This is a genomic window from Chryseobacterium sp. ERMR1:04 (genome assembly GCF_001297705.1).
Classification (GTDB): Bacteria; Bacteroidota; Bacteroidia; order Flavobacteriales; family Weeksellaceae; genus Chryseobacterium.
Genome location: NZ_LIRF01000006.1, coordinates 124,204 through 147,466, shown reverse-complemented (window position 1 = coordinate 147,466; position 23,263 = coordinate 124,204). Strand labels below are relative to the sequence as shown.

Genomic DNA, 23,263 nt, shown 5'->3' with positions numbered 1-23,263 from the left:
TTTGTGAAAATTTCACCCAATGTCATATTCAATAAGAATTGCGACTTCAGAAGATTATCCCAAAATCATGGAAATTTGGGAGTCGGCCGTAAAAGCAACTCATGATTTTCTTGCTGAAGAATATTTTAATCATTTTAAAGAAGTTATTCCGAGAGATTATTTACCGAATCTTGAAGTCTATTTAATTACTGAAAATGAAGACGCAAAAGGTTTTGCATCTGTTGCAGAAGGAAATTTAGAAATGCTTTTTATTCATGATAAAGCACGTGGCCGAGGTTTGGGTAAAACATTGTATCAATGTATGAAAGATAAAACAGGATTAACAAAAGTGGATGTCAACGAACAAAATCCTCAGGCTATAGGGTTCTATGAAAAGATGGGATTCAAACAAGTTGGAAGATCAGAAAAAGACGGTTCTGGAAAAGATTATCCGATTATTCATATGAGTTTGTAGCTTGGTATATTTCATAGAGTACCCCTTGTTCCCCATTAAAATCAAATTCTTTTTCAAAAACAAGTCCGATTTTTTGTAAAACATTGATTGACGCTATATTTTCTTTCATTGCTCTACCGATAATTTTTTGCTTATTTAGTTCGTTAAAACCAAAATCTACACACGCTTTTGCACTTTCAGTTGCAAAGCCTTTATTCCAATGTTTTTCAAAAAACCTGAAACCAATATCTGTTTCTTCTAACTCTTTATTATATTTCAAACCGCACCATCCAATAAATTCATTATTTAATTTATTCATTACCGCCCATCTCCCAAATCCATTGTCTTTGTAATCTTTGTAGTTTTCCAAAAAAACTCGTGCTTCTTCGACACTTACAAATGCGACATCTCCCGTATATTTCATAACATTTGGATTGAGATTAAGACTATAAAAATGTCCAGCATCATCGGGGGAAAGTTCTCTTAATAAAAGCCGTTTTGTTTCTATAATTACTCCCATTCTTACAATTTATTTCATTAAATTTTATCCATCACCTGATGAAATAATCCTTTAATATGAGCAATCTCAGATTGATAAGTTGTTTTTTTACGGCATCCAAAATACAAGGTATTCTCTAACTTTTTTTCACCTTCCCAGATTAATTTTACTTCTCCGCTTTCAATTTCATTTTTACATAAAAAATCGGGAACTACTGCCAACCCTTTTCCGCCTTTTAAACAACGAATGATAGAATTCAAATTCGGAACAATATAATTAGGACGAAAATCTGGTTTGTGTCCGAAATTCAAGGTCCAGAACTGGAAAAGATGCTCCATATCACCTGTTGTTCCGTACCATTTTTCTTCTTTTAACCAATTTTCAATCTGTTCCTTATCTTTCGTTTTTATTATTTTTTTAAAACTCTCTGTATCCACATCTTTTCCCCCTACCAAAATAATTTGTTCAGATGAAAAAGCTTCATGCAAAATATTAGGAGAAACTCCTTTTTTAGGGGTAATAATCAAATCTAAAATCCCTTTATCCAACTGATCCAGCATTTCCGGATATTCTCCAAAGCTGATGATTAAATTAAAAGGCAACGTAGAAACATATTGCTCCAAAGTGGTCTGGAAAGTCTCAAAACACATTCCCACACTTATCGTCGGGGTTGTTTTTTCTGTAGATTTCTGGAAGTTCTTTTCAACATCCTCCAGTTTTGTCAACGGTTCTGAAACAGCATTGAATAATACTTTTCCTCTTTCCGTAGGATGCATTTTTCTTCCGGTTCTGTCGAATAATTTATATCCAACATACGCTTCCAAAGAGCTTAAATGAAGGCTCACTCCAGGTTGTGATATGAATAAAGCTTCTGCTGCTCCCGTTAATGTTCCGGTTTTATAGATTGCTTTAAAAGTTCTGTACCATTCTAAATTAACCATCTTAGTTATTTTAATTATGATACAAAGTTACAAAATAATCAGAATACTGATACATTTTCATTTCTTAAAAATGAAGCGTAATAATTTGGAATTTCACTTTTTTCAATCTGTTGACAAACTTCTTCAAGCGGATATTCTACCTGAATAATTTCAGGAGTAATACGCTCTTCATCCAACGTTAAAATCACATAAGACGCCAATCGGTTTTCTTCTTTTGACCGCCCAACGGAACCCGTATTAATCGCCCATTGACCATCAAAATATTTTTTAAAAGATAAATGCGTATGCCCCATAATCACAACATCTGCCTGAGAATCATTTAATAAATCAGTGAAAATTTCATCATTTTCAGATTCATACAAATAAGTGTCATTGCTTTCTAAACTCGAATGCACCAACTGAATATTCCAATGTTTTTCTCCCACCTTATAGTTGAGCTTGACGTGAAAAGGTAATTCTGCCAGATACTTTTTATTTTCTACTGTAATGTATTTTTTAGAATGATCAATCGCCAAAAATCTTGCAGCAGTTTCTTCTTCAGAATGCTTTGTCAAAGGAATTACCGGAATATCAAAAGCTATTCTTTCATCATGATTTCCCATTAAGCAAGGAATATTCAACTGCTTGATTTTTTCAATCACTTCATTTCCCCAAGGGGCAAAATCTACCAAATCTCCTAAACAGAATTTCTGATGAATTCCTCTTTGTTCAATATCATGTAACACGACTTCCAACGCAGGAAGATTTCCATGTACATCGCTAAAAATTGCTATCTGCATCCTATTTCATTCAAATTATTAACACAAAGTTACAGGAGAAGTTTTAGAAACAGATTCAAAATCAATATGATATTTAAACATGAAATGCGAATTTATGAATGGTAACATGTGAATTGTAAATTTTGCTTCGCTAGTGAATTGTAAATTATTAAGGCTGATAATTATGAAACAAAAACTAACACAACCATCATAATTCTGATACTTCACTATAATTCATACTATTTTTATTATACAAAATCCGAAGGTAACTTTGCAGAGTAAAATTTAAACAATCATACAACAATGAAAAAAGTATTAATCATCAACGGTGGACAAAACTTCGGACATTCTGGAGGAAAATATAATAAAACAATTGCAGACAGCACGTTGGAAGTTCTACAAAAATTTGAAAATGTAGAAGTTAAGACCACAACAATAGACGAAGGTTATAACAAAGACGAGGAAGTTCAAAAATTTGTTTGGGCAGATGTTATTATTTATCACACCCCAATCTGGTGGTTCCAATTACCGAATGGATTCAAAAAATACATTGATGAAGTTTTCACAGCAGGTCATGCAAAAGGAATTTATATGAGCGACGGTAGAACTTCAGACAATCCACAGATCAATTACGGAACAGGAGGAATGCTTGGTGGAAGAAAATATATGGTAACCACAAGTTGGAATGCACCGGAAACTGCTTTTACGCTTCCTGGAGAGTTTTTCAATGAAACAAGCGTGGATAACGGACCATTATTCGGTTTCCACAAAATGAATGCCTTTGTTTCTCTAGAAAAAATGGAAGGTTTTCACTTCCATGATGTAGAAAAAAATGCAAATATCGAACGTGATATGAAAACCTACAAAGAACACCTTACGAACATTTTTGAACAAGAATTAAACCCACAATTAGCCTAATGAAAATATATCTTACCGCAGTTATTAAAGCAAAAGAAGAACACAGAACAGAAGTGTTAGAAGCTCTTCAAAATATGGTAACAGAAACCAGAAAAGAAGAAGCCAACGAAATGTATACGCTACATCAAGGAATTGAAGATAAAAACCAGTTTATTTTCTATGAAATCTGGAAAGATCAGGAAGGTTTAACGCTGCATAATCAGCAACTTTATATTCAGGCTTTCGGAGCTTTGGTTGATGAAAAATTGCAGGAAAAACCTCAGCTTTATTTAACTGAGATTATTTAAGAATATTCTTTTACCGCAAAAGGCACAAAAGAAATGATAAAAGCAGACAAAATGTAGCACTATAATTTTGTCCACTTTTGAAAGTCTTACACGTATCGAAATCTTTTGATCCTTTTGTGGTTAAAATAAAAAAAACTCAACATAATTTATCTAAATCATGAAAAAAATAGCGTTTTTAATCTTCGCCGTATTCACCATAGGAATCGTTCAAGCTCAGTCCAAAAAATCAAAAAATATGAAAAGGAAAATTTTATTTGTGGTTACCAGCCATGATAAAAAAGGAGATACTGGCGAAAATACAGGATATTATCTGGGCGAAGTTTCTCATCCTTGGGAGGTTTTACACAAAGCAGGTTATGAAATAGATTTTGTAAGTCCAAAAGGAGGAACTCCTCCCGTTGATGGATTTGATTTACAAGATCCCGTTAACAAAGAATTTTGGGAAAATAAAGAATACAAAAATAAAATTGATCATTCTTTAACTCCATCACAAGTAAATCCTGCTGATTATTCAACCATCTTTTATGCTGGAGGTCATGGTGCCATGTGGGATTTTGCAGATAATACAGAATTAGCCACTATCGCTTCAAAAATTTATGAAAATGGAGGAATTGTAGCCGCAGTTTGCCATGGCCCGTCCGGTTTGGTGAATATTAAACTAAACGATGGTAGCTATTTAGTGAACGGTAAAAAGATCAATGCTTTTACCAATGAAGAAGAAGCTGAAGTGAAATTAACCAACGTAGTTCCTTTCCTATTGGAAGATAAATTAAAAGAAAGAGGAGCAATATTTGAAAAATCGGGACTTTGGCAGAATCATGTGGTGACAGATCAAAGAGTGATCACTGGACAAAATCCTCAATCTGCCAAAAGTGTGGGTGAGGCTATTGTAAAAGAATTAAATAAATAATTGGAAAATATTTTAGTCACAAAAGCTTTATGTAAGCACTTTAGAACACTTTAGCTTTTAAATACTTTGAAAATAAAAAGCTCACATAAGAAGAAAATCAAAGATTTTCAGAAAACTTAAGTGGCCTTCTCAACAGAATCCTTTTAACTTAAAAATAACTTAAGTATTAAAATAAGTCTTTTGCGGTTAAATCAACTTAAAAATTAAAACAATAAAAAATGGAATATAGAAAATTAGGAAATACTGATTTAGAACTTTCAGTAATTACCCACGGAGCATTTGCAATCGGTGGAAATATGTGGGGTGGAAATGAGAAAAAAGACTCTATCGATTCTATTCACGCTTCTTTAGATCATGGCGTAACCTCTATTGATACCGCACCGTTCTACGGTTTTGGATTGAGTGAAGAAATGATTGGGGAAGCCATCAAAGGAAAAGACCGTTCAAAGATTCAGTTATTAACCAAATTCGGTTTGGTATGGGATGGAAGCAACAATGGAAAAGGAGAATTTTTCTTCGATGCGAATGATGACGGAAAAATACTTCCTGTGTATAAATTAGCTTCAAAAGAAAACATCATCAAAGAAGTGGAAGAAAGTCTGAAGAGACTGGGAACAGATTATATCGACCTGCTACAGCTTCACTGGCCGGACAGTACAACTTGTATCTGTGAAACGATGGAAGCAATGGAATTATTAATCCAACAAGGTAAAGTTCTTGCAGCAGGGGTAAGCAATTATAGTATTGAACAAATGCAGGAAGCCAACAGAACGTTGAATTTAGCAAGCAATCAGGTTTCATACAGCATGTTGAACAATGCGATTGAAAAAGATTTGGTTCCATATTCTTTGGAAAATAATTCAGGAATTATTGTGTACAGTCCGATGGAAAGAGGTCTTTTAACAGGAAAATACTTTAAAGAAGACAAATTAAAAGACAACGACCACAGAAACGGATATTTTTCTCAGTTTGATCTTAATAAAGTAAAAACATTCTTAGAAAAAATAGAACCGATTGCTCAGGAAAAAGGAGCTACTCTTTCACAATTAGTTTTGCGCTGGACGACTTTACAACCCGCAATTACTGTTGTTTTGGCAGGAGCAAGAAATGCTCAGCAAGCCATTGAAAATGCTAAAGCCATGTCTTTCGATCTTTCTCAGGATGAATTGAGCTTTATCAATTCTGCATTAAGCGAAATTTAAATCTTTATAAACATTTTTCCTGTCAAAGGATCATGTTTATATCGCCTACTCTCTTTTTTTCAACATCATAAAATTTTCAACAATGAAAAAAAATCTGATCAAAACGTTCGGGTTAGCTATTCTTTTGGCTATCAGCAACCAAGCTGTAAAGGCACAAAATCAGTCTATTAATCCTGACGATAAATCTTGGTATCCGTCTGTTTACGGTGCTAAAGATGAAATAGGAGCCGCTAATTTACTAACTCCCGAAATTGTAAAACAATCTATTGCATTGGTAAAACAAGGAAAAACATTGCCTTTGGCAGTTCCTATTGATAAAAATCTACCCGCTTTTCGTCATAGAAGTTTTAATTTATACAATATTCAGCCGGGAGAACAAGGTGGAAAAAGCTTAGGCCCCAACAAATTTACATTCAATGATGAATTGGTGAATGGCTGGACTGGCGTTGGAACGCAGCTTAACGGTATTGGACATATCGGAATTGATAACGTGTATTACAATGGAAATAAAGCAACAGATTTTGTGACCGTTGAAGGCGTTAAAAAATTAGGTATTGAAAAAGTACCACCGTTTGTTACAAGAGGTGTTGTTCTGGATATGACCGCACATTATGGAAAAACAATCGTTTCGGGAGGAACAGAATTCACGGTTGCTGATATTAAATCGGTCTTGAAAAAACAAGGAATTACCCTTCGAAAAGGAGATGTCGTTCTCTTTAATACAGGTTGGCTTGAACTGATTGGAAAAGACAACAAACAGTTTCTGGAAGTAGAACCGGGAATCGGTATGGAAGCCGCAATATGGTTGGCCGATCAGGGAATCATTGCTTTTGGAGGTGACACCTGGGCATCCGAAGTTTATCCGAATCCAAAAAATAAGGAAGAGTTTCCGATCAATCAATTTATGTTGGCAAAAAAAGGAATCTATAATCTGGAATTAATTGATACCAGGCCTTTAGTAAAAGAAAAAGTATGGGAATTCATGTTTGTTTTAGGACAACCCTTGTATGTGGGATCTACTCAGGTCAACATCAATCCTGTTGCTATTTATTAACTCCAATATCATAAAAAAAGCGCTTCTCAATGTGGAGAAGCGCTTTTGGTAAATAACTTATTTCTGAAAATTTATTTAGCAATCGGCATGTGTGTACTGATTGCAATTCTGTTCCAACCATTGATGGTTACAATCGCCATAATGATTTGGGCAATTTGTACTTCATCAAACAATTGATTTGCCTTATAATACGTTTCTTCTGTTAACCCTTTCTGGCTGATTAAAGTGATTTCTTCTGTCATGGCCAACAATACCTGCTCTTCTTCTGTATAAAGCTCCAATGCTTCTCTCCAGGCATTTAGAAGATAGATTCTTTGTGGAGTTTCCCCATATTTAATGGCATCTTTTGTGTGCATATCCAAACAGAAAGCACATCCGTTGATCTGTGAAGCTCTGATTTTAATTAATTCTTTTTGAGTATGGTTTAAAGAAATCGTTTGAAGATATCCTTCTAATCCCATCATGGCTTTGTACGCTGCTGATTCTGTTGTTGCAATATTTACTCTTGTGCTCATATTATTTATATTTATTTGATTATTTATTCTTGATTAATTCGTCGATACTTAATGAAAATTGATGTTGACTTGCCAATAAAAAAGCGCCTGCACTTCCTACCCAGACAGAATAATCCAGAGGAGCTTTAACTCCTAAAGCCATTGTCATGGATAAAGCGAAAATGAGCAATAAAAAACCAGCGCCGTAAGCGGCGATCTTCGTTTTAAATCCGATAAGTAATAATAATGGAAATAGAATTTCTAAAAAAGTGGCGAAATAGGCTGAAAAAACACTTAGACTTTCAGGAAGAAAAGAAGTCAGTTGTTGGGTATATTTTTCAAAATTCGCCCAGTTTCCCCAAGCTGAGTTTTTACCCCAAAATCCGAATCGGTCGGCAACTGCAGAAAGCATTGTAACAGAGATGGCTAACCTTAAAAACAGTTGCGGGAATTGAAAATCTTTTTTGCCTGTCATGATCGTTGTTTTTATGAACAAGGCAAAGTTGCGACTTCTATATTGTAAAAATCTTAAACTGGTTTAAGAACGTAATTTGGCTCTGATTTCACTCAAATATTCCGGAGTAAAACCTAGAAATGAAGCAATCAAATATTGTGGAATTCTTTGAATAAACCAAGGATACAACGTACTGAAATGCACATAATATTCTTCTTTCGTCATCTCATAAATATAACGAATTCTTTTTTCTGCCGCTGCATAAGCAGTCTGGTATACCATTCTGAAATAACGTTCCATAATCGGATGCTTTTCCAATAAAAGTTCCTGAGATTGAAAATCGATAACCAAAAGACTCGAGTTTTCTACAGACTGAATATTAAAGCTTGATTTCATTTGTTTTTCAAAGGCAAAAGTATCAGACATCCACCATTTTTCTATGGCAAATTCCGTGGTTTGCTCTACTCCTTTTTCGTTGATGAAAAATTTTCTTAAACATCCTTCCAACACGAAATATTTAAATTTACAGATATCACCTTCAAGCATCAGATTTTCTTTCTTTTTCACTTTCAGAATTTGAAAAAAAGAAATGATAGAAGTAAATTCTTCGTCAGTGATCGTAATGAATTTATCTAAATGTGCTTTGAAAGTTTCCATTGTAAAATTTAGTAATCAAACTTAACTTTATTTTTTTAGTTTTACAATTCCAAAAAACAATAAATCATGGACATCGTTGCAAAAATTTTGATCGCCTTAGTCGCAATAGAACACCTCTACATTCTTTGGATGGAAATGTTTGCCTGGGAAACAAAAGGAAAAGAAGTTTTCAAAGCTGCTTTACCCGCAGAAATGTTCAAACCTACTAAAGGATTGGCCGCCAATCAGGGACTTTACAATGGTTTTCTGGCTGCAGGATTAATTTGGTCTTTATTGATTGAAGATCCGAAATGGCAAACCAATGTATCCTTATTTTTCTTGAGTTGTGTGGCTATCGCAGGAATTTATGGGGCCATTTCTGCAACGAAGAAAATATTTTTTGTTCAGGCATTGCCGGCTATCCTGGCAATAATTGCCGTGGTTCTGAGTACTTTTTTTAATTTCATGCACACATTGTGCTAATCCGTTTAAGATTTATTCTTAAAATTCATATTTCTTACCTCGACTGACAGAGCAAAATGACTCTAAATATTCCGTTCTCCAATCAGGCTTAGGACCAGCTTCTTAAGGCTCAAAAAATCCATTTAATATAAAAGTCGTAAATTTGCACCATCATAAGAAATTGATACACAGCTTTTTTATGCTGGCCTACATTTTGATGACATGTAGGAATTCAAGTTGTTCAGTACACATATCTGTAATTACATCATCCGTAATTTAATTGTAGAATCTATTTAAAAGATTAACTTCTTTTTTACATGATACACTCTTTTTCTAGAGTATAATCTATTGAAATATTTAAAATATAGACATAAGGCCACAGGTTTTTATGCTCATATTTTATTGTAAAAAGTTTTTATTATTAAAAGCTCTTACAGACTATTTTGTACTATCTCCATTAGCAGAACAACCAAGATTAAACGTATAATCATTTAAGTGATGTACAATTTCTTATATCATTTATTAATTGAAAAATTCTGAATATGGAAAAAAATGAAAACGGTAGAAAAGTAAAACTTAAAGTTGAAGATCTGACGATTATTTTTGGCAAAAACAAAGAAAAAGCACAGGAACTTTTAGACAAAGGTTTTTCCAAAAAGGAAATTCTTGAAAAAACGGGTTGCACCGTGGGAATCAACAAAGCGAGTTTTGAAATCTACGAAGGTGAATTCTTTGTAATCATGGGATTATCAGGAAGTGGGAAATCTACTTTGCTGCGTTGCCTTAACCGACTGAATGAGCCTACTTCAGGAAAAGTATATATCAATGATGATAATATTACCGATAAAAATAACAAAGAACTTCTGGAGGTAAGAAGAACAGAGATGAGTATGGTATTTCAAAAATTTGGACTGCTACCCCATCATAACGTTTTAGATAATGCAGGTTTCGGACTGGAAATTAGAGGTGAAAATAAAGCTTCTCGTGATGAAAAAGCCCAGAAAGCACTGGATATTGTAGGATTAAATGGTTTTGAAAATCAGTTTCCCTCTCAACTTTCAGGAGGAATGCAACAGCGAGTAGGATTGGCAAGAGCATTGGCTAACGATCCTGAAGTTTTATTGATGGATGAAGCTTTCTCCGCTCTCGATCCTTTAATCAAATCTGAAATGCAGGATCAGATGCTTGAATTGCAAGATACCCTACAAAAAACCATTGTCTTCATTACCCATGACTTAGACGAGGCCATTAAAATTGGAGACCGTATCGTCATTATGAAAGACGGCGTGATAGAGCAAATAGGAACGGCTGAGGATATCTTAACCAATCCTGCCAGCGATTATGTAAAAGCTTTTGTGGAAAAAGTAGACCGTAAAACAATTATCACCGCCAAATCTTTAATGTTCGATAAAGCTACTGTGGTACGTTTCAGAAAAGACGGTCCTGAGGGAGCTTTAAGAAAAATGAGAACAACCGGTTTGGAAACCTTACCAGTCGTAGATTTTCAAAATAAATTCTTAGGATTTGTAACGCTTAATGATGTGGTGAGAATCGCCAAGAAGAAAGAACCTACAGTAGAATCAATTATCAACAGCAATGTTCCGTCGGTTTATGCGGAAGCAACGGTTGAAGAAATGTTACCGCTAATTTCCGGAAGTAAATCGGCCATCGCAGTAGTAGATGAAAACAATAAATTTTTAGGTCTTGTTACCCAATTATCTCTCATCATAGAAGCTACAAAGTTTAATGAAGAAGAGATCATAGAATTAAAAGAAATCGCAAACAATCAATAAGATGAATAAAACTATAGATATAGGTCAATATGTAGAAACTGCAATCAATTGGCTCACAGAAAACGGGAAACCTGTATTCGATGTCATAAAACATGTAGGAAACTCCTCTATCATGGGAATTGAGTGGGCTTTGGTAAACACTCCTTTTTATATTATCATCCTCCTTTTTACGCTATTGGCATGGTGGAAAGCCGGAAAAGGCATCGCTATTATGACCGTGGCCGGACTTACTTTAATATTTTTAATGGGATTATGGAGAGAAACCATGGAAACTCTGGCCCTAATTTTTGTCGCAACCATTACCGCGTTGGTCATCTCTGTTCCTTTGGGAATCTGGGCGGCTAAAAGTAAATTGGCTGCAAAAATCATCCGCCCAATGCTGGATTTAATGCAAACAATGCCAGCCTTCGTCTACCTAATTCCTGCCGTACTATTTTTCAGTATTGGTAAAGTACCGGGAGCCTTTGCAACGATTATTTTTGCAATGCCGCCAGCCGTACGATTAACGACCTTAGGAATTGAAGCGGTTCCGAAAGATATTGTAGAAGCAGCCAGAGCTTTTGGTGCTACCAACCGTCAGATTTTATTTAAAGTGGAACTTCCTTTAGCTATGAAAACCATTTTAGCAGGGATCAATCAAACGATATTATTATCATTATCTATGGTGGTGATTGCCGGAATGATTGCTGCAGGCGGTTTAGGTGAAAAAGTATTGGAAGGAATTAATAATCTGGATATCGGATTAGGATTTGAAAGTGGATTATCTGTGGTGATTTTAGCCATTATTCTTGACCGAATTACTCAGGGATTTGTAAAGAAAAAACAATAAAATGAAGAAATTAAAATACTTATTTTTTCCAGTTTTAATTGCCGTATTCGGTGTATTGAATTCATGTGAAAATATAAAAAACTCTAAATATATAACCATCGGAATGGTTGACGGCTGGGCAGAAGATGTAGCCATGACGCACGTTGCCAAAGCCATTTTGGATGAGCAAGGATATCATGTCATCATTCAAAAGGCATCTACGGATATGATTCTAGCTTCTATGAATAATGAAGATACAGACCTTTTTATGGGTGTTTGGTTACCTTACACGCATGCTAAAAAAGTTGCCAAATTTCCGGGATTAATTAACCTTGGAACCAACTATGACAACGGTCGCATAGGATTGGTGGTTCCCGAATATGTCCCGATTAATTCGATAGAAGAATTAAATCAGCATCAGGATCAATTCAATCACAGAATCATTGGAATTGAAAAAGGAGCTGGATTGACTTCTGGAACAGATAAAGCCATTATTGATTATCAACTGGATTACAAGCAAATCAACTCTTCAACCATTGCCATGATCACCGAATTACAGAATGCCATGCAACGTAAACAATGGATTGTTGTAGCAGGATGGCAACCTCACTGGATGTTTGGTAAAATGAAACTTAAGTTTCTTCAAGATCCCAAAAAGACCTTTGGTGATGCAGAACAGATTAAAACATACAGCAGAAAAAGCTTTGCTAAAGATCATCCCGAATTGGCAAAATTCTTTTCTAAAGTACATTTTGATGATGAAAACATGGCTGATCTTTTAACTAAAATGGAAGACAGTAAAGACAAAGAAGCCACGGCTAAGAAATGGGTGGAAGATCATTCTGAACTTGTGAAATTATGGCTGGATAAAAATTAATTTCAATAAAATTATTCTTTAATTTCTCTCGCAGATTTTGCTGATTTCACAGATTATTTTTCTAAAAAAACTGCTGAATTTGCTTAATCTGTGAGAGATTTTATATTTTAACCGCAAAAGGGACAAAAGCTATTCGCAGATTCTTAAACATTGTTTAATTGCTAGAAAGCAAAAGCGACTTAAAAGAATAATATTTCGACTCCGCTCAATATGCAAAGATTTTTAAAACTTATGTGTTCTTATTAGCGGTTTAATAATTAACTAAAAATACTAAAGTGTTAATCTTTTGTTTCCTTTTGTGGTTAAATTTTTAGTTAGCTTAAACATACTTTTTAAAAAGAAGCTTAATTATTAAGAACTCATCGATTCTTTAATTTTCTCCCGATGAAGCAATCCCCAATTCACTAATGTTTCCGTCACCGGAAATACAGATTTTCCATATTCAGTCACAGCATAAACCACGGTAATCGGTTTGGTATCCTGAATGGTTCGGGTAATGAGTAAATTAATTTCTAATTCTTTTAATTCTTTGCTCAACATCTTGGCAGAAATCCCTTCAATTCCTCTTTCTAATTTTTTAAAATGAATACTTTGGTTGGTCCGATTTGTTAAATACCGTAGAATCATCAGTTTCCATTTCCCTCCCAAAACGTCTAGACTGTCGCGCATGGCGAACAATTCTTCTGTGCAGTTTGCTTCCCGTTCTACTCCGTTTTCTATAATTTTTGCCATCGATAGTTACTTTAACGTTACTAGTTACCAATAGTTAACTAGTAGCAAATATAAACTAATCTATTTTTAGATTTGTAGCTCAAATTACAATTATGAAAGCAGTTATTTTAAATGAAAATTTTCAATTGGAAGATGGTTTTACCGAAAAACCTCAACCTAAAAGTGACGAAGTTTTAATACAGATAAAAACCAGTGGTTTTAATCCTATCGATTATCAGATGTTGGAAAACGAGTTGGAAAGAAAACTCATCAGCTCCCCAATTTTAGGACGTGAACTTTCAGGAATTATTGTTGATAAAGGCAACGATGTTACTCAATTCAATATTGGAGATGAAGTTTTTTGTGGAAGTGGTTCTATGGGAAGTAACGGAACTTATACTGAATTCATTGCCGTTCCGGAAACAATCGTTGCCCTAAAACCTAAGAATATTTCTTTTGAACAGGCAGCTGCTATTCCATCTGTGGGAATGACTGCTTTACAGATTTTTAATCGTTTAGAAATCAATCAAAATGACTCAGTGTTGATTACAGGAGCAACTGGCGGTGTCGGTTCTTTTTTAATTAAACTTTCGCTGGCTAATGATTTCAGCAATATAACGGCAACAGTGGGAACTGAGGAAAACAGAAATCTTCTCTTAAATATGGGATTGAAAAGTCATCAAATAATTAATTATAAAAATGAAAATTTAGTTGAAAATATTCTTAGTGCTAATAACAGTCAATTCTTTGATGTTGGAGTTGATCTTGTGGGAAATTACATGTCAGAAATTACCGCGGAAGTTTTAAAAATCAATGGAATATATGTTGATGTCACTGCTTTAACAACAAAGGAATCTCGAGAAACGCTTTTTAACAAAGGAAGCATAATCATGAATATCTCCAATTACGCATACGGAATGACCAAAAACTATCCATATTATAAAAACAGTTTAAATGAAATTTCAAGACTGATTGAAAACCAAATCATCACTCCACCAAATTATAAAATTGTCGGATCACTTTCACTAGAAACCGTTTTGAAAGCGCATTCCATCCTAAAAAACAATCAAACTCAAGGAAATAAATTAATCATGACTCATGAATAAAATACCAAGAAGAATCGTAACAGGAATCAAAAACGGAAAATCCACTATCATTGAAGACCAACAGGTAGAAAATGCTGTTGAACATCTTCCAGGTCTGGTTATTTCAGATATTTGGAACACGCAGAAAATGCCGGCAAGTTTAGATCTTGAAACTCAAATTCCCAACACAGGATTTCCACAGACTCCAAAAAACGGAACCTTTTTCAGATATGTTTCAATTCCGCCAGATAAAGATCTAGGTGTTGAGTTTAAAACTGGAAAACCTCATCCGATGATGCATCAGACGCAGACTTTAGACTATATTGTCATCCTTTCCGGAGAATTGTATTTGATCATGGAGGAAGGAGAAACACTTTTAAAACCTGGTGATATTGTGATTCAACGAGGGACGAATCATGCTTGGAGTAATCGCTCTGATGAGCCATGCATTCAATTGGCTGTTTTGATTGATGCTGAGAAATAGTTTCTCTCGCTGATTTTGCAGATAACGCAGATTTTTTTGGAATTTAAAGAAAATTAACCTTAAACACAATCATCTGCGAAATCAGCAAAATCTGCGAGAGACAAATTATAGTTTTAAAATCTCTTCAAGTTTTTGATTCATTTTTTCAGGTTTAAATTCCCCTTCATGATAATAAATCAATTTTTGGTTTGAATCCAAAATAATCCATAACGGATACACAGGCTGTTTTTTATTTTTAGATAAAGCCAACGCCAGTTCATGAATTCCTGAATTTCCGTTCGGCAGATAACTGAATTCTTTTCCCTGAAAATGGATGGTATCTTTAGTTTTTTCCGCTTCGAAATTGATGAAATAAAAATTATTGTTGATCATTTTAACCAAATCTTTGTCTTTATTTAATTGAAAAGATTCAATCTTGCAGACCGCACACCAATCAGTATAAAGATGAATAATGATAGGTTTTGGAGTATCTTTTTGCCCAATCTCCACATCATAAAAAGTGCCCGTCTTTATCTGCGAGAGACAAAGACAAGGCACAAACATTAAAAATAAAAATATCGTTACAAGTTTCATTTCATATATTTTAGGATTCACTGATTTTATTTTTAACCACAAAAGAGACAAAAGATTTTCACTCCGTTTTGAGATACTTAAAAGCCTACAAAAGCATGAAGCTTTAGAACTTTACATTTTGTAAACTTTTATTATACTTTTTCCAATCATTTCTTTTGTTCCTTTTGTGGTAAAACATTTCATTTTTATTACATACTAACATTATTACTACTTCAAAGTATATTTTACCCCCAGAAACCCTCTGATTCTTTGCATCGGAGCATATCCGTAAGTGGTATCAAAAGTATAATGATTGGGATTATTGATCGGATCATCAACATGTTTATCAAATGGATCAAACGGTCTCATCAAAGGATCGTTCGGAGTGAAATTGAAAAGGTTTTTCACTCCGCAATACACTTCAAATCCTGATTTGAAACTTCTTGAAACCTGAATATTCGCTAATGAATAGAAAGGAGAATATTCCGGTCTGTAATCATTCGGTAACACAGGCAATCGCATCGGACCATAAAACTGTCCGGTAAAATCAATCACCAAATTACTTGGGAATGTATAGGTCAAACTATAGGTTCCACTCCATTTTGGAGCATGAAGTTGCTGAACTTTTTCTTCTGCTCCATCAAATTTCTGATATACATTAAGATAGGTAACTCCCAAATTAACACTCAGCGGAAAGCTAAAACTGAAATCTACATTCATTGAAGCGCCTCTGGAAACACCATAACCGTGGAGATTATCATAAATAATTTTCTGAGGATCAGTATCAAAATCACCTACAATTTTATTACTGAAATAGGTGTAGAACGCGGAAGCATCCAAATTAATTAACTTCCCTCCAACAGGAATTTTCCAGACATAATTTAAATTTCCATTAATCGATCTTTCAGGTTTTAAGTTGTCTTTAATCACCACTTCACGAGACCCTGTTAAAGCCGCATGGTCTTCTGTAAATAAATTCACCACTCGGAAACCTGTCCCAAAATTTAATCGCAGCGTATGATACGGATTAGGAGAATATTTCCAAGCAAACCTTGGTGAATGAACAGAATGATGAATCTTATCGTAATCAAACCTATAACCCAACAAAAAGGTATTTTTATCATTGATTTCCCATTGATCCTGAATAAACGCTCCAAAAATTGGAGATTTCATCGGCTCATTCGTCACTCCGTCTCCTGATAAAGTTCCGGGAGTATTATCATCATAAAAAGTTCTTTTGAAAGTAACGCCTGCAATCAAATCATGATTTCCCAATTTTTTATCCCAATATGTTTGAACAAAAGCTACTTTTTGCAGTGCTATAAAAGGATTCGTTCCGTAATATGAATTCTGATCATGATAGTTATAGGAAAACTGGGTAATAATCTGCTCTTTCATGGGCCATTGATACATCCCGAAAGCTTCTACTCTATTGGTATAAATACTTTCTCCATATACCTCATCGCTTCCTCTGTAAGATTTATTCCACTGCATTTCTCCTCCAAAACGGTCTTCATACAAATATCTTAGCGCAAAACTTGCCATCCTGTTTTCCTTTCTTTGGAAATTCCATTTGTTGAAAACTGAAATTCTGTTTTGTAAAGCAGAATCTGTGAAATTATCTTTATTCTGATCTATTCTTTCATTAAAACTGAAATAATTTAAACTCAATAATGAAGCTGCATTTTTTCCAACATTAAATTTTGTGGACAGATCCAGATTGTTTTCACTCCAGCTCGTTGTCATAAAATCGATACTCAATTTCGGAGCGGTCAGAGCATTTTTAGTGATAATATTAATCACTCCACCCATCGCTTCCGAACCATAAAGAGAGGATGCAGGCCCTTTCACCACCTCAATTCTATCAATCAAACTATTGGGAATCCCGCTTAAACCATATACCGTAGAAAGCGAACTTACAATAGGCATTCCATCAATTAAAATCATCGTATAAGGTCCTTCCAAACCGTTGATGTGAATATCGCCTGTGTTACAAACCGAACAATTCAATTGAGGTTTCACACCGTTAACCATTGCAATGGCTTCGAAAATATTGGGAGTCGGATTTTTCTGAAAAAACTTCTGACTGTAAATTTCCACTGCTACAGGACTCTTTGATCTGCTGATTGGTTTTATGGTTCCGGTGATCACAACATCATCAATAAGTTTGGTCTTCTCTTCTCTTGAAGGAATTTTCACAGAATCCATTTTTTTTGGTTGACTTACATTCAAACTATCGGTTTCCTGCGAAAAACAATAACTAGATAAAAAGACAATAGAGAATAATATTCGTTTCATGAATTAAAATTGTTAGACAAATCTAACAATTATTTTTAGAACAGCAAAACTCATTGAAAAAATATTGTTAAAAACAATTCATGAAAAATTATTAAATTTGAGAAACTACATATAAAGGTAAAATGCGATATAACCATTCGGGAAACATCCCACCAAAGAGACACACTATTTTTAAGTCTCCGGAAGATAAATTTTACTATGAACAGCTTTTCGGAACGGAAGGTTTTCATGGAATCTCTTCTTTGCTGTACCATATTCACCGCCCGACTCAAATAAAGTCTATTGGTGAACCCAAAGATGTAACCCCGAAAATTGCCGTTGATAAAAACGTTACCCCAAGAATGTTTAAGGGAATGAATGTAACCCCTGAAGATGATTTTATGGACAGCCGCAAGATCCTTTTGGTGAACAACGACCTTAAAATGGGATTGGCAAAGCCAAGAAAGTCGATGGATTATTTCTATAAAAATGCAGAATGTGACGAACTTTTATATGTTCATAACGGAAGCGGCGTGTTGAAAACTTTTGTAGGAAATCTTGATTTTTCTGTTGGTGATTACTTAATTATTCCGAGAGGAACAATTTATCAGGTTGAATTACATTCTGATGACACTGTTTTCTTTGTTGTAGAAAGTCACTCTCCAATTTACACCCCAAAAAGATACAGAAACGAATTCGGACAGCTTTTGGAGCATTCTCCTTTCTGCGAAAGAGATATTATTGCACCCACTTTTGTTGAACCTAAAGATGAAAAAGGAGAATTTTTAATTAAAGTAAAAAAAGAAAATCAAATTACCGATTTCATCTATGCAACACATCCATTTGACGTTGTAGGTTGGGATGGTTATTTCTATCCTTATAAATTTAATATTAAAAACTTCGAGCCTATTACGGGGAGAATTCACCAACCGCCTCCAGTACACCAGACTTTTGAGGCCCATAATTTTGTCGTGTGTTCGTTCTGTGCAAGAATGTATGACTATCATCCGATGGCAATTCCTGCGCCTTACAATCATTCTAATATAGATTCTGATGAGGTTTTATTCTATACAGAAGGAGATTTCATGAGCCGTAATCATATCGACTTAATGGATTTTACGCTTCACCCAGGAGGAATCGTTCACGGGCCTCACCCAGGAGCAATGGAAAGAAGTATCGGTAAAAAATTCACAGAAGAATATGCCGTAATGGTAGATCCTTTCCGTCCATTGAAAATTACAGAAGAAGCCATGAAAGTGGAAGATCCTTCATACAAAACTTCTTGGTTGGAAGAATAATATTCAAAATACTAAACCTAACAGGTTTCAAATATAAAATAAGAACTAGATGCATATTTAGTTCTTATTTTTTTTAGAATATGACAAATGTTTGAAAAAAACACCGCTTTTTTTAAAGCAGATAAACGCAATATGAACTATCTTTAAAGTAATTAAAATCGTAAAATAATAATTATTAAAACTTTACTATGTACAATTATATAAGTGCAGAAGAGGCCGTATATACCGTAAAAAGTGGAAACCGTGTATTCTTCCATGGAAGTGCATGTACTCCGAATTATTTGATTGATGAATTGGCAAGGCAATCTCACAGATTACAAAATGTAGAAATGGTTTCTATTACCCAACAAGGAAATGTGGAAATTGCCAAACCTGAATATAAAGACAGTTTTTTCGTTAACTCGTTATTTGTTTCAACTCCCGTAAGAAATGCGGTCAATTCCGAAAATGGAGATTATGTTCCCATTTTTTTAAGTGAAATTCCTATTCTTTTCAGAAAAAACATTTTACCATTAGATGTTGCTTTAATTACTGTTTCTCCACCAGACAAACATGGATTTTGCACATTGGGAACTTCGGTAGATGTTGCAAGAGCCGCTGTAGACACTGCTAAATTAGTAGTAGCCATTGTGAATCCTCTAATGCCGAGAACCCATGGTGACGGAATGATTCATATCAGCAGAATTCACAAATTGGTTTGGCATGAAGAAGAGCTTCAAACAGTAGATTATGGTTCTAAAGTAGGACCTGACGAAATGCTTGTCGGTAAAAATGTAGCTGAACTTATTGATGACAGATCAACCTTACAGATGGGTATCGGAACTATTCCTGATGCGGTTTTAAAATGTCTGAGTAATCATAAAGATCTTGGAGTACATACCGAAATGCTAAGTGACGGTGTTATCGATCTGATTCAAAATGACGTTATCAACAATAAATATAAAGGATACAACGACAATAAAACCATTACAAGTTTCTGTTTCGGAACCAAAAAACTGTACGATTATGTAGATGATAATACGGTGTTTGATTTCAAGGATGTAAGTGATGTTAACTTCCCAATCAACATCATGAGAAACAACAAAATGGTTGCAATTAATTCGGCTATTGAAATTGATCTTACAGGACAAGTGTGCGCAGATTCTATCGGAACGATGCAGTATAGTGGAATTGGTGGCCAAATGGACTTTATGAGAGGCGCTGCCTTGAGTGAGGAAGGAAAACCCATCATCGCCATCACTTCAAGAACTAAAAAAGGAATTTCAAGAATTGTTCCTTTCCTAAAACAGGGGGCAGGCGTTGTTACCACAAGAGGTCACATTCATTGGGTGGTTACTGAATACGGAACTGCATATTTGTATGGTAAAAATTTGCGCCAAAGAGCTCAGGAACTCATCAGCATTGCGCATCCAGATGACAGAGAAATGTTAGAAAGAGCAGCTTTTGAAAGGTTCAAGTGTTAATATTGGAAATTATTCCTTGATTTAAATTTAATTCATATAAAAAAGACGTATTTTAACTTAACATAAAAAAATCATAAAAAAAGCCTTAAAGTTTTGGCAGTATTTTTGATAAAATCACTTTTAAAATCTAGAACTTGAAGACTATATATAATTCAATAAGAGAGGAAGTTGTAAAGCATTCTAAAGTAAATAACTCCGTGTTAGGGAATGTAGACGAATGGAAGAGAAGCCATTATATTATTCTTTCTGAGATCATCAAAGACGAGCTGTCGGAATCTGAAGAGATGAAAGGCGGAAAAAAATTCGAAATAGGAAATACGATTTCGCATGTTACCCTGCAGCGGTTTTTCGAAAATGATTATCAGGACAAAACCCATAACGATTTAAGGTTTTTAAAAACGCTAGATAAAATATGTATTTTTTTAGGGTATAAAGACCTTAATTCCTATATCCAGTTTGTAAAAGATAAAAAACAGGAAAATGATTCTGATGACCATACTTTTTTAAAGCAAATGGTCTTCGATTATTGTGCTACAGTTTTTGAATTTTATAAAAATTTCCCTAATCATAAGACGGAATTGTTCAAACCATTGGTTTTTGATGATTCACCATTTTTGGAGAGAGCCTCACAATTCAGTAAAGAATTATGTGACAGAGATTTTCAATTGGTCACCAAAAACAACCGATCGAACTTTGAAGTTTTCGATATTCATATTGTGACGGATGAACCTGAAAAAAAAATATTAGAATCTCAGGAATTCTGGAATCTTTTGTTTAAAGTAGGCGAAACAGGTGAAGAACACTTTGTAAACCAACTCAATACACAAATTTATTTTATAAAAAAAATAAATAACTGTTGGAAAATTTGGGACAATTATAACCCCGATGCAGGGCGATTAAATAAGAAATCTTAATCATAAAATCAATGAAAGCCGTAGATCTCTACGGCTTTCATATTTTCGAAATATTTTTCTTTCATTTTATTTGTGTACACAAATATAACCAACCCAAATGTAACATAAGAAACTTAAATATACTTAAATGAACTCTTCTTTACCATTATGTTAAGTATCTGTAACGATTCGCTATTATTATTTTTAAGGTTTCAAGGATTTTTGTATTTTGCATACCTATAAAATAAAAGTAAAAGAGAAAATATGTCAACACTTACATTTGCCGAAAAAATTGCTCAAGCAGAGAATTTTTTACCAATTAATGGTACAGATTACATTGAGTTTTATGTAGGAAATGCTAAACAGGCTGCTCATTATTACAAAACCGCTTTCGGTTTTCAGTCTGTAGCATACGCTGGTCCTGAAACAGGAGTAAGAGACCGTGCATCTTATGTTCTTCAACAAGGAAAAATTAGACTAATCTTAACGACTGGTCTTAAGTCTGACTCACCAATCAACGAACACGTAAAAAAACATGGTGATGGAGTAAAAGTATTGGCACTTTGGGTAGATGATGCTTATAAAGCTTTCGAAGAAACTACAAAAAGAGGTGGAAAACCATATTTAGAGCCTGTAACGTTAACAGATGAGCATGGTGAGGTAAAAATGTCTGGAGTATATACTTACGGAGAGACTATTCACATGTTTATTGAAAGAAAAAACTACACAGGACCTTTCATGCCTGGTTTTGAGAAGTGGGAAAGTGACTATCAGCCAGAAGAAGCAGGTTTATTATACGTAGACCACTGTGTTGGAAATGTAGGCTGGGACAGAATGATTCCTACGGTAGAATGGTACGAAAAAGTAATGGGATTTGTAAACATTCTTTCTTTTGACGATAAACAAATTAATACAGAATATTCTGCATTGATGTCTAAAGTAATGTCTAACGGAAACGGATTTGCAAAATTCCCTATCAATGAGCCTGCAGAAGGTAAAAAGAAATCTCAGGTAGAAGAATATCTTGATTTCTACGAAGGAGAAGGGGTACAACACATCGCAGTCGCTACAAGAGATATCATCCATACGGTAACTGAACTTAAAAAACGTGGTGTAGAATTCCTTTCTGCTCCACCGGAAGCGTATTACGATATGGTTCCTGAAAGAGTGGGTCATATTGACGAAGATCTTAAGAAATTACAGGATTTAGGTATACTTATTGATCATGATGAAGAAGGATATCTTTTACAAATCTTTACAAAGCCTGTAGAAGACCGCCCTACTCTTTTCTTCGAAATCATTGAAAGACACGGTGCACAGAGTTTTGGTGCAGGTAACTTCAAAGCATTGTTCGAAGCATTAGAAAGAGAGCAAGACAGAAGAGGTAATCTTTAATTTAAAAATACAATTATAAGTTTTGTCAGGATTCACAGTCTTGGCAAAACTTTTTTATAAACACTTATTATGAAAAAATTATTTATCGGAGTTTTATTTTTGGGAGCATTGGGTTTAAAAGCACAATACGGATCAATGAATGAAATTCTTACCATCCTTGAAGAAAAAAAAGGCATTAATCAGCATCTGGAAAATGAAAGTGTAGACAACAAAAAATTTGTTTTCATAAAAGACGCAGAAGACCACACAGAAAGGGATTTTATTATTATTAAAGGAAATAACGCTACCTATGTAGAAGTTTTTGATGATAAAGCGACCGGAGAAACCAGTTCAAATGTTTTCACAGGAGATATTATCAGAAAAAAGAACATTATTTCTTTGCGAGCCAATATGCTTGAAAATAAAAAAGTACCCATTCCGGTTACCAAAACTTTATTGCTTACAAAGCAAAAAGATATTCTGTATCTTATTGATATCAACACCAAAGACAGATGGATAGATGAAGAATCGTATTCAAAAAAATAATATTAATCTTGGGAGAACACTCTCGTCATTGCAAGAAGCGTAACACGTTTATGC

At 34.4% G+C, this 23,263-nt stretch carries 26 protein-coding genes; 17 read left to right on the top strand and 9 right to left on the bottom strand.

Annotated features, from left to right (window positions below; translation table 11 throughout):
* Positions 1-19 precede the first annotated feature (19 nt).
* The gene (locus tag AMQ68_RS13910; RefSeq protein WP_054511246.1) at positions 20-454 is read left to right on the top strand and encodes a GNAT family N-acetyltransferase; all 435 of its coding nucleotides are present in this window, start codon (positions 20-22) and stop codon (positions 452-454) included.
* Here AMQ68_RS13910 and AMQ68_RS13905 read toward each other — a convergent pair.
* Genes AMQ68_RS13905 through AMQ68_RS13895 form a run of 3 tightly spaced genes read right to left on the bottom strand, consistent with a single transcriptional unit; the run spans position 435 to position 2,652 of the window.
* Positions 435-953, bottom strand: a complete 519-nt coding sequence (locus AMQ68_RS13905; protein WP_054511245.1) for a GNAT family N-acetyltransferase — start codon at positions 951-953, stop codon at positions 435-437. The two genes, AMQ68_RS13910 and AMQ68_RS13905, sit on opposite strands and share 20 nt — an antisense overlap.
* Positions 954-970: 17 nt before the next feature.
* A complete protein-coding gene (locus tag AMQ68_RS13900; RefSeq protein ID WP_054511244.1) occupies positions 971-1,873 on the bottom strand; it encodes a LysR family transcriptional regulator in 903 nt (300 codons plus the stop codon).
* 38 nt (positions 1,874-1,911) lie between these two features.
* Positions 1,912-2,652 carry a metallophosphoesterase gene (locus tag AMQ68_RS13895; protein ID WP_054511243.1) on the bottom strand — a complete coding sequence of 247 codons (741 nt, stop codon included), beginning with the start codon at positions 2,650-2,652 and terminating at the stop codon, positions 1,912-1,914.
* Positions 2,653-2,934: 282 nt separating this feature from the next.
* On the opposite strand from AMQ68_RS13895, the gene AMQ68_RS13890 reads away from it, so the two are divergent.
* From AMQ68_RS13890 to AMQ68_RS13870, 5 genes are all read left to right on the top strand, one after another.
* Positions 2,935-3,549, top strand: a complete 615-nt coding sequence (locus AMQ68_RS13890) for an NAD(P)H-dependent oxidoreductase (RefSeq protein ID WP_054511242.1) — start codon at positions 2,935-2,937, stop codon at positions 3,547-3,549.
* The gene (locus tag AMQ68_RS13885) at positions 3,549-3,836 is read left to right on the top strand and encodes a putative quinol monooxygenase (protein WP_054511241.1); all 288 of its coding nucleotides are present in this window, start codon (positions 3,549-3,551) and stop codon (positions 3,834-3,836) included. Before AMQ68_RS13890 ends, AMQ68_RS13885 begins: the two co-directional genes overlap by 1 nt.
* Before the next feature lie 235 nt (positions 3,837-4,071).
* A complete protein-coding gene (locus AMQ68_RS13880) occupies positions 4,072-4,746 on the top strand; it encodes a type 1 glutamine amidotransferase domain-containing protein (RefSeq protein ID WP_054511399.1) in 675 nt (224 codons plus the stop codon).
* Between the two features lie 218 nt (positions 4,747-4,964).
* Positions 4,965-5,948 (top strand): aldo/keto reductase, encoded by a 984-nt coding sequence (locus AMQ68_RS13875; RefSeq protein WP_054511240.1) that lies wholly within the window; start codon positions 4,965-4,967, stop codon positions 5,946-5,948.
* 82 nt (positions 5,949-6,030) lie between these two features.
* A complete protein-coding gene (locus AMQ68_RS13870; RefSeq protein ID WP_054511239.1) occupies positions 6,031-7,002 on the top strand; it encodes a cyclase family protein in 972 nt (323 codons plus the stop codon).
* 71 nt (positions 7,003-7,073) lie between these two features.
* On the opposite strand, the gene AMQ68_RS13865 is transcribed toward AMQ68_RS13870, so the two are convergent.
* The 3 genes from AMQ68_RS13865 to AMQ68_RS13855 all read right to left on the bottom strand — a co-directional run bounded on the left by AMQ68_RS13865 (position 7,074) and on the right by AMQ68_RS13855 (position 8,607).
* The gene (locus AMQ68_RS13865) at positions 7,074-7,517 is read right to left on the bottom strand and encodes a carboxymuconolactone decarboxylase family protein (RefSeq protein ID WP_054511238.1); all 444 of its coding nucleotides are present in this window, start codon (positions 7,515-7,517) and stop codon (positions 7,074-7,076) included.
* A gap of 19 nt (positions 7,518-7,536) precedes the next feature.
* Positions 7,537-7,971 (bottom strand): DoxX family membrane protein, encoded by a 435-nt coding sequence (locus AMQ68_RS13860; RefSeq protein WP_054511237.1) that lies wholly within the window; start codon positions 7,969-7,971, stop codon positions 7,537-7,539.
* A 63-nt stretch (positions 7,972-8,034) separates the two neighbouring features.
* Complete coding sequence (locus AMQ68_RS13855; RefSeq protein ID WP_054511236.1) at positions 8,035-8,607, bottom strand: Crp/Fnr family transcriptional regulator; 573 nt, start codon at positions 8,605-8,607, stop codon at positions 8,035-8,037.
* A 66-nt stretch (positions 8,608-8,673) separates the two neighbouring features.
* Between AMQ68_RS13855 and AMQ68_RS13850 the strand changes: the two genes are divergently transcribed.
* From AMQ68_RS13850 to AMQ68_RS13835, 4 genes are all read left to right on the top strand, one after another.
* A complete protein-coding gene (locus AMQ68_RS13850; protein ID WP_054511235.1) occupies positions 8,674-9,069 on the top strand; it encodes a DUF1304 domain-containing protein in 396 nt (131 codons plus the stop codon).
* Positions 9,070-9,590: 521 nt separating this feature from the next.
* Positions 9,591-10,841: a glycine betaine/L-proline ABC transporter ATP-binding protein gene (locus AMQ68_RS13845; protein ID WP_054511234.1), complete on the top strand. Its 1,251-nt coding sequence runs from the start codon at positions 9,591-9,593 to the stop codon at positions 10,839-10,841.
* A 1-nt stretch (position 10,842) separates the two neighbouring features.
* Positions 10,843-11,670, top strand: coding sequence for a proline/glycine betaine ABC transporter permease (locus tag AMQ68_RS13840; protein ID WP_054511233.1), 828 nt, complete (start codon positions 10,843-10,845; stop codon positions 11,668-11,670).
* 1 nt (position 11,671) lies between these two features.
* Positions 11,672-12,526, top strand: a complete 855-nt coding sequence (locus AMQ68_RS13835; protein WP_054511232.1) for a glycine betaine ABC transporter substrate-binding protein — start codon at positions 11,672-11,674, stop codon at positions 12,524-12,526.
* A gap of 351 nt (positions 12,527-12,877) precedes the next feature.
* Here AMQ68_RS13835 and AMQ68_RS13830 read toward each other — a convergent pair whose 3' ends face one another.
* Positions 12,878-13,258 carry a helix-turn-helix domain-containing protein gene (locus AMQ68_RS13830; RefSeq protein ID WP_054511231.1) on the bottom strand — a complete coding sequence of 127 codons (381 nt, stop codon included), beginning with the start codon at positions 13,256-13,258 and terminating at the stop codon, positions 12,878-12,880.
* A 92-nt stretch (positions 13,259-13,350) separates the two neighbouring features.
* Here AMQ68_RS13830 and AMQ68_RS13825 point away from each other — a divergent pair, with 92 nt between their 5' ends.
* Positions 13,351-14,343 carry an NADP-dependent oxidoreductase gene (locus AMQ68_RS13825; RefSeq protein WP_054511230.1) on the top strand — a complete coding sequence of 331 codons (993 nt, stop codon included), beginning with the start codon at positions 13,351-13,353 and terminating at the stop codon, positions 14,341-14,343.
* Positions 14,336-14,806, top strand: coding sequence for a cupin domain-containing protein (locus tag AMQ68_RS13820; protein ID WP_054511229.1), 471 nt, complete (start codon positions 14,336-14,338; stop codon positions 14,804-14,806). The genes AMQ68_RS13825 and AMQ68_RS13820 overlap by 8 nt, the downstream gene beginning before the upstream one ends.
* A gap of 105 nt (positions 14,807-14,911) precedes the next feature.
* On the opposite strand, the gene AMQ68_RS13815 is transcribed toward AMQ68_RS13820, so the two are convergent.
* Both AMQ68_RS13815 and AMQ68_RS13810 read right to left on the bottom strand, forming a co-directional pair.
* Complete coding sequence (locus AMQ68_RS13815) at positions 14,912-15,379, bottom strand: thiol:disulfide interchange protein (RefSeq protein ID WP_054511398.1); 468 nt, start codon at positions 15,377-15,379, stop codon at positions 14,912-14,914.
* Between the two features lie 207 nt (positions 15,380-15,586).
* A complete protein-coding gene (locus tag AMQ68_RS13810) occupies positions 15,587-17,656 on the bottom strand; it encodes a TonB-dependent siderophore receptor (RefSeq protein ID WP_054511228.1) in 2,070 nt (689 codons plus the stop codon).
* A 122-nt stretch (positions 17,657-17,778) separates the two neighbouring features.
* Here AMQ68_RS13810 and AMQ68_RS13805 point away from each other — a divergent pair, with 122 nt between their 5' ends.
* The 5 genes from AMQ68_RS13805 (at position 17,779) to AMQ68_RS13785 (ending at position 23,209) form a co-directional block, all read left to right on the top strand.
* Positions 17,779-18,933 (top strand): homogentisate 1,2-dioxygenase, encoded by a 1,155-nt coding sequence (locus AMQ68_RS13805; RefSeq protein WP_054511227.1) that lies wholly within the window; start codon positions 17,779-17,781, stop codon positions 18,931-18,933.
* A gap of 188 nt (positions 18,934-19,121) precedes the next feature.
* Positions 19,122-20,396, top strand: a complete 1,275-nt coding sequence (locus tag AMQ68_RS13800; RefSeq protein ID WP_054511226.1) for an acetyl-CoA hydrolase/transferase family protein — start codon at positions 19,122-19,124, stop codon at positions 20,394-20,396.
* A 134-nt stretch (positions 20,397-20,530) separates the two neighbouring features.
* Positions 20,531-21,310: a hypothetical protein gene (locus AMQ68_RS13795; protein WP_054511225.1), complete on the top strand. Its 780-nt coding sequence runs from the start codon at positions 20,531-20,533 to the stop codon at positions 21,308-21,310.
* Positions 21,311-21,553: 243 nt separating this feature from the next.
* The gene (gene hppD / locus AMQ68_RS13790; protein WP_054511224.1) at positions 21,554-22,684 is read left to right on the top strand and encodes a 4-hydroxyphenylpyruvate dioxygenase; all 1,131 of its coding nucleotides are present in this window, start codon (positions 21,554-21,556) and stop codon (positions 22,682-22,684) included.
* A gap of 69 nt (positions 22,685-22,753) precedes the next feature.
* Entirely contained in the window at positions 22,754-23,209 is a 456-nt protein-coding gene (locus AMQ68_RS13785) for a hypothetical protein (RefSeq protein WP_054511223.1), read from the top strand.
* Positions 23,210-23,263: the final 54 nt, after the last annotated feature.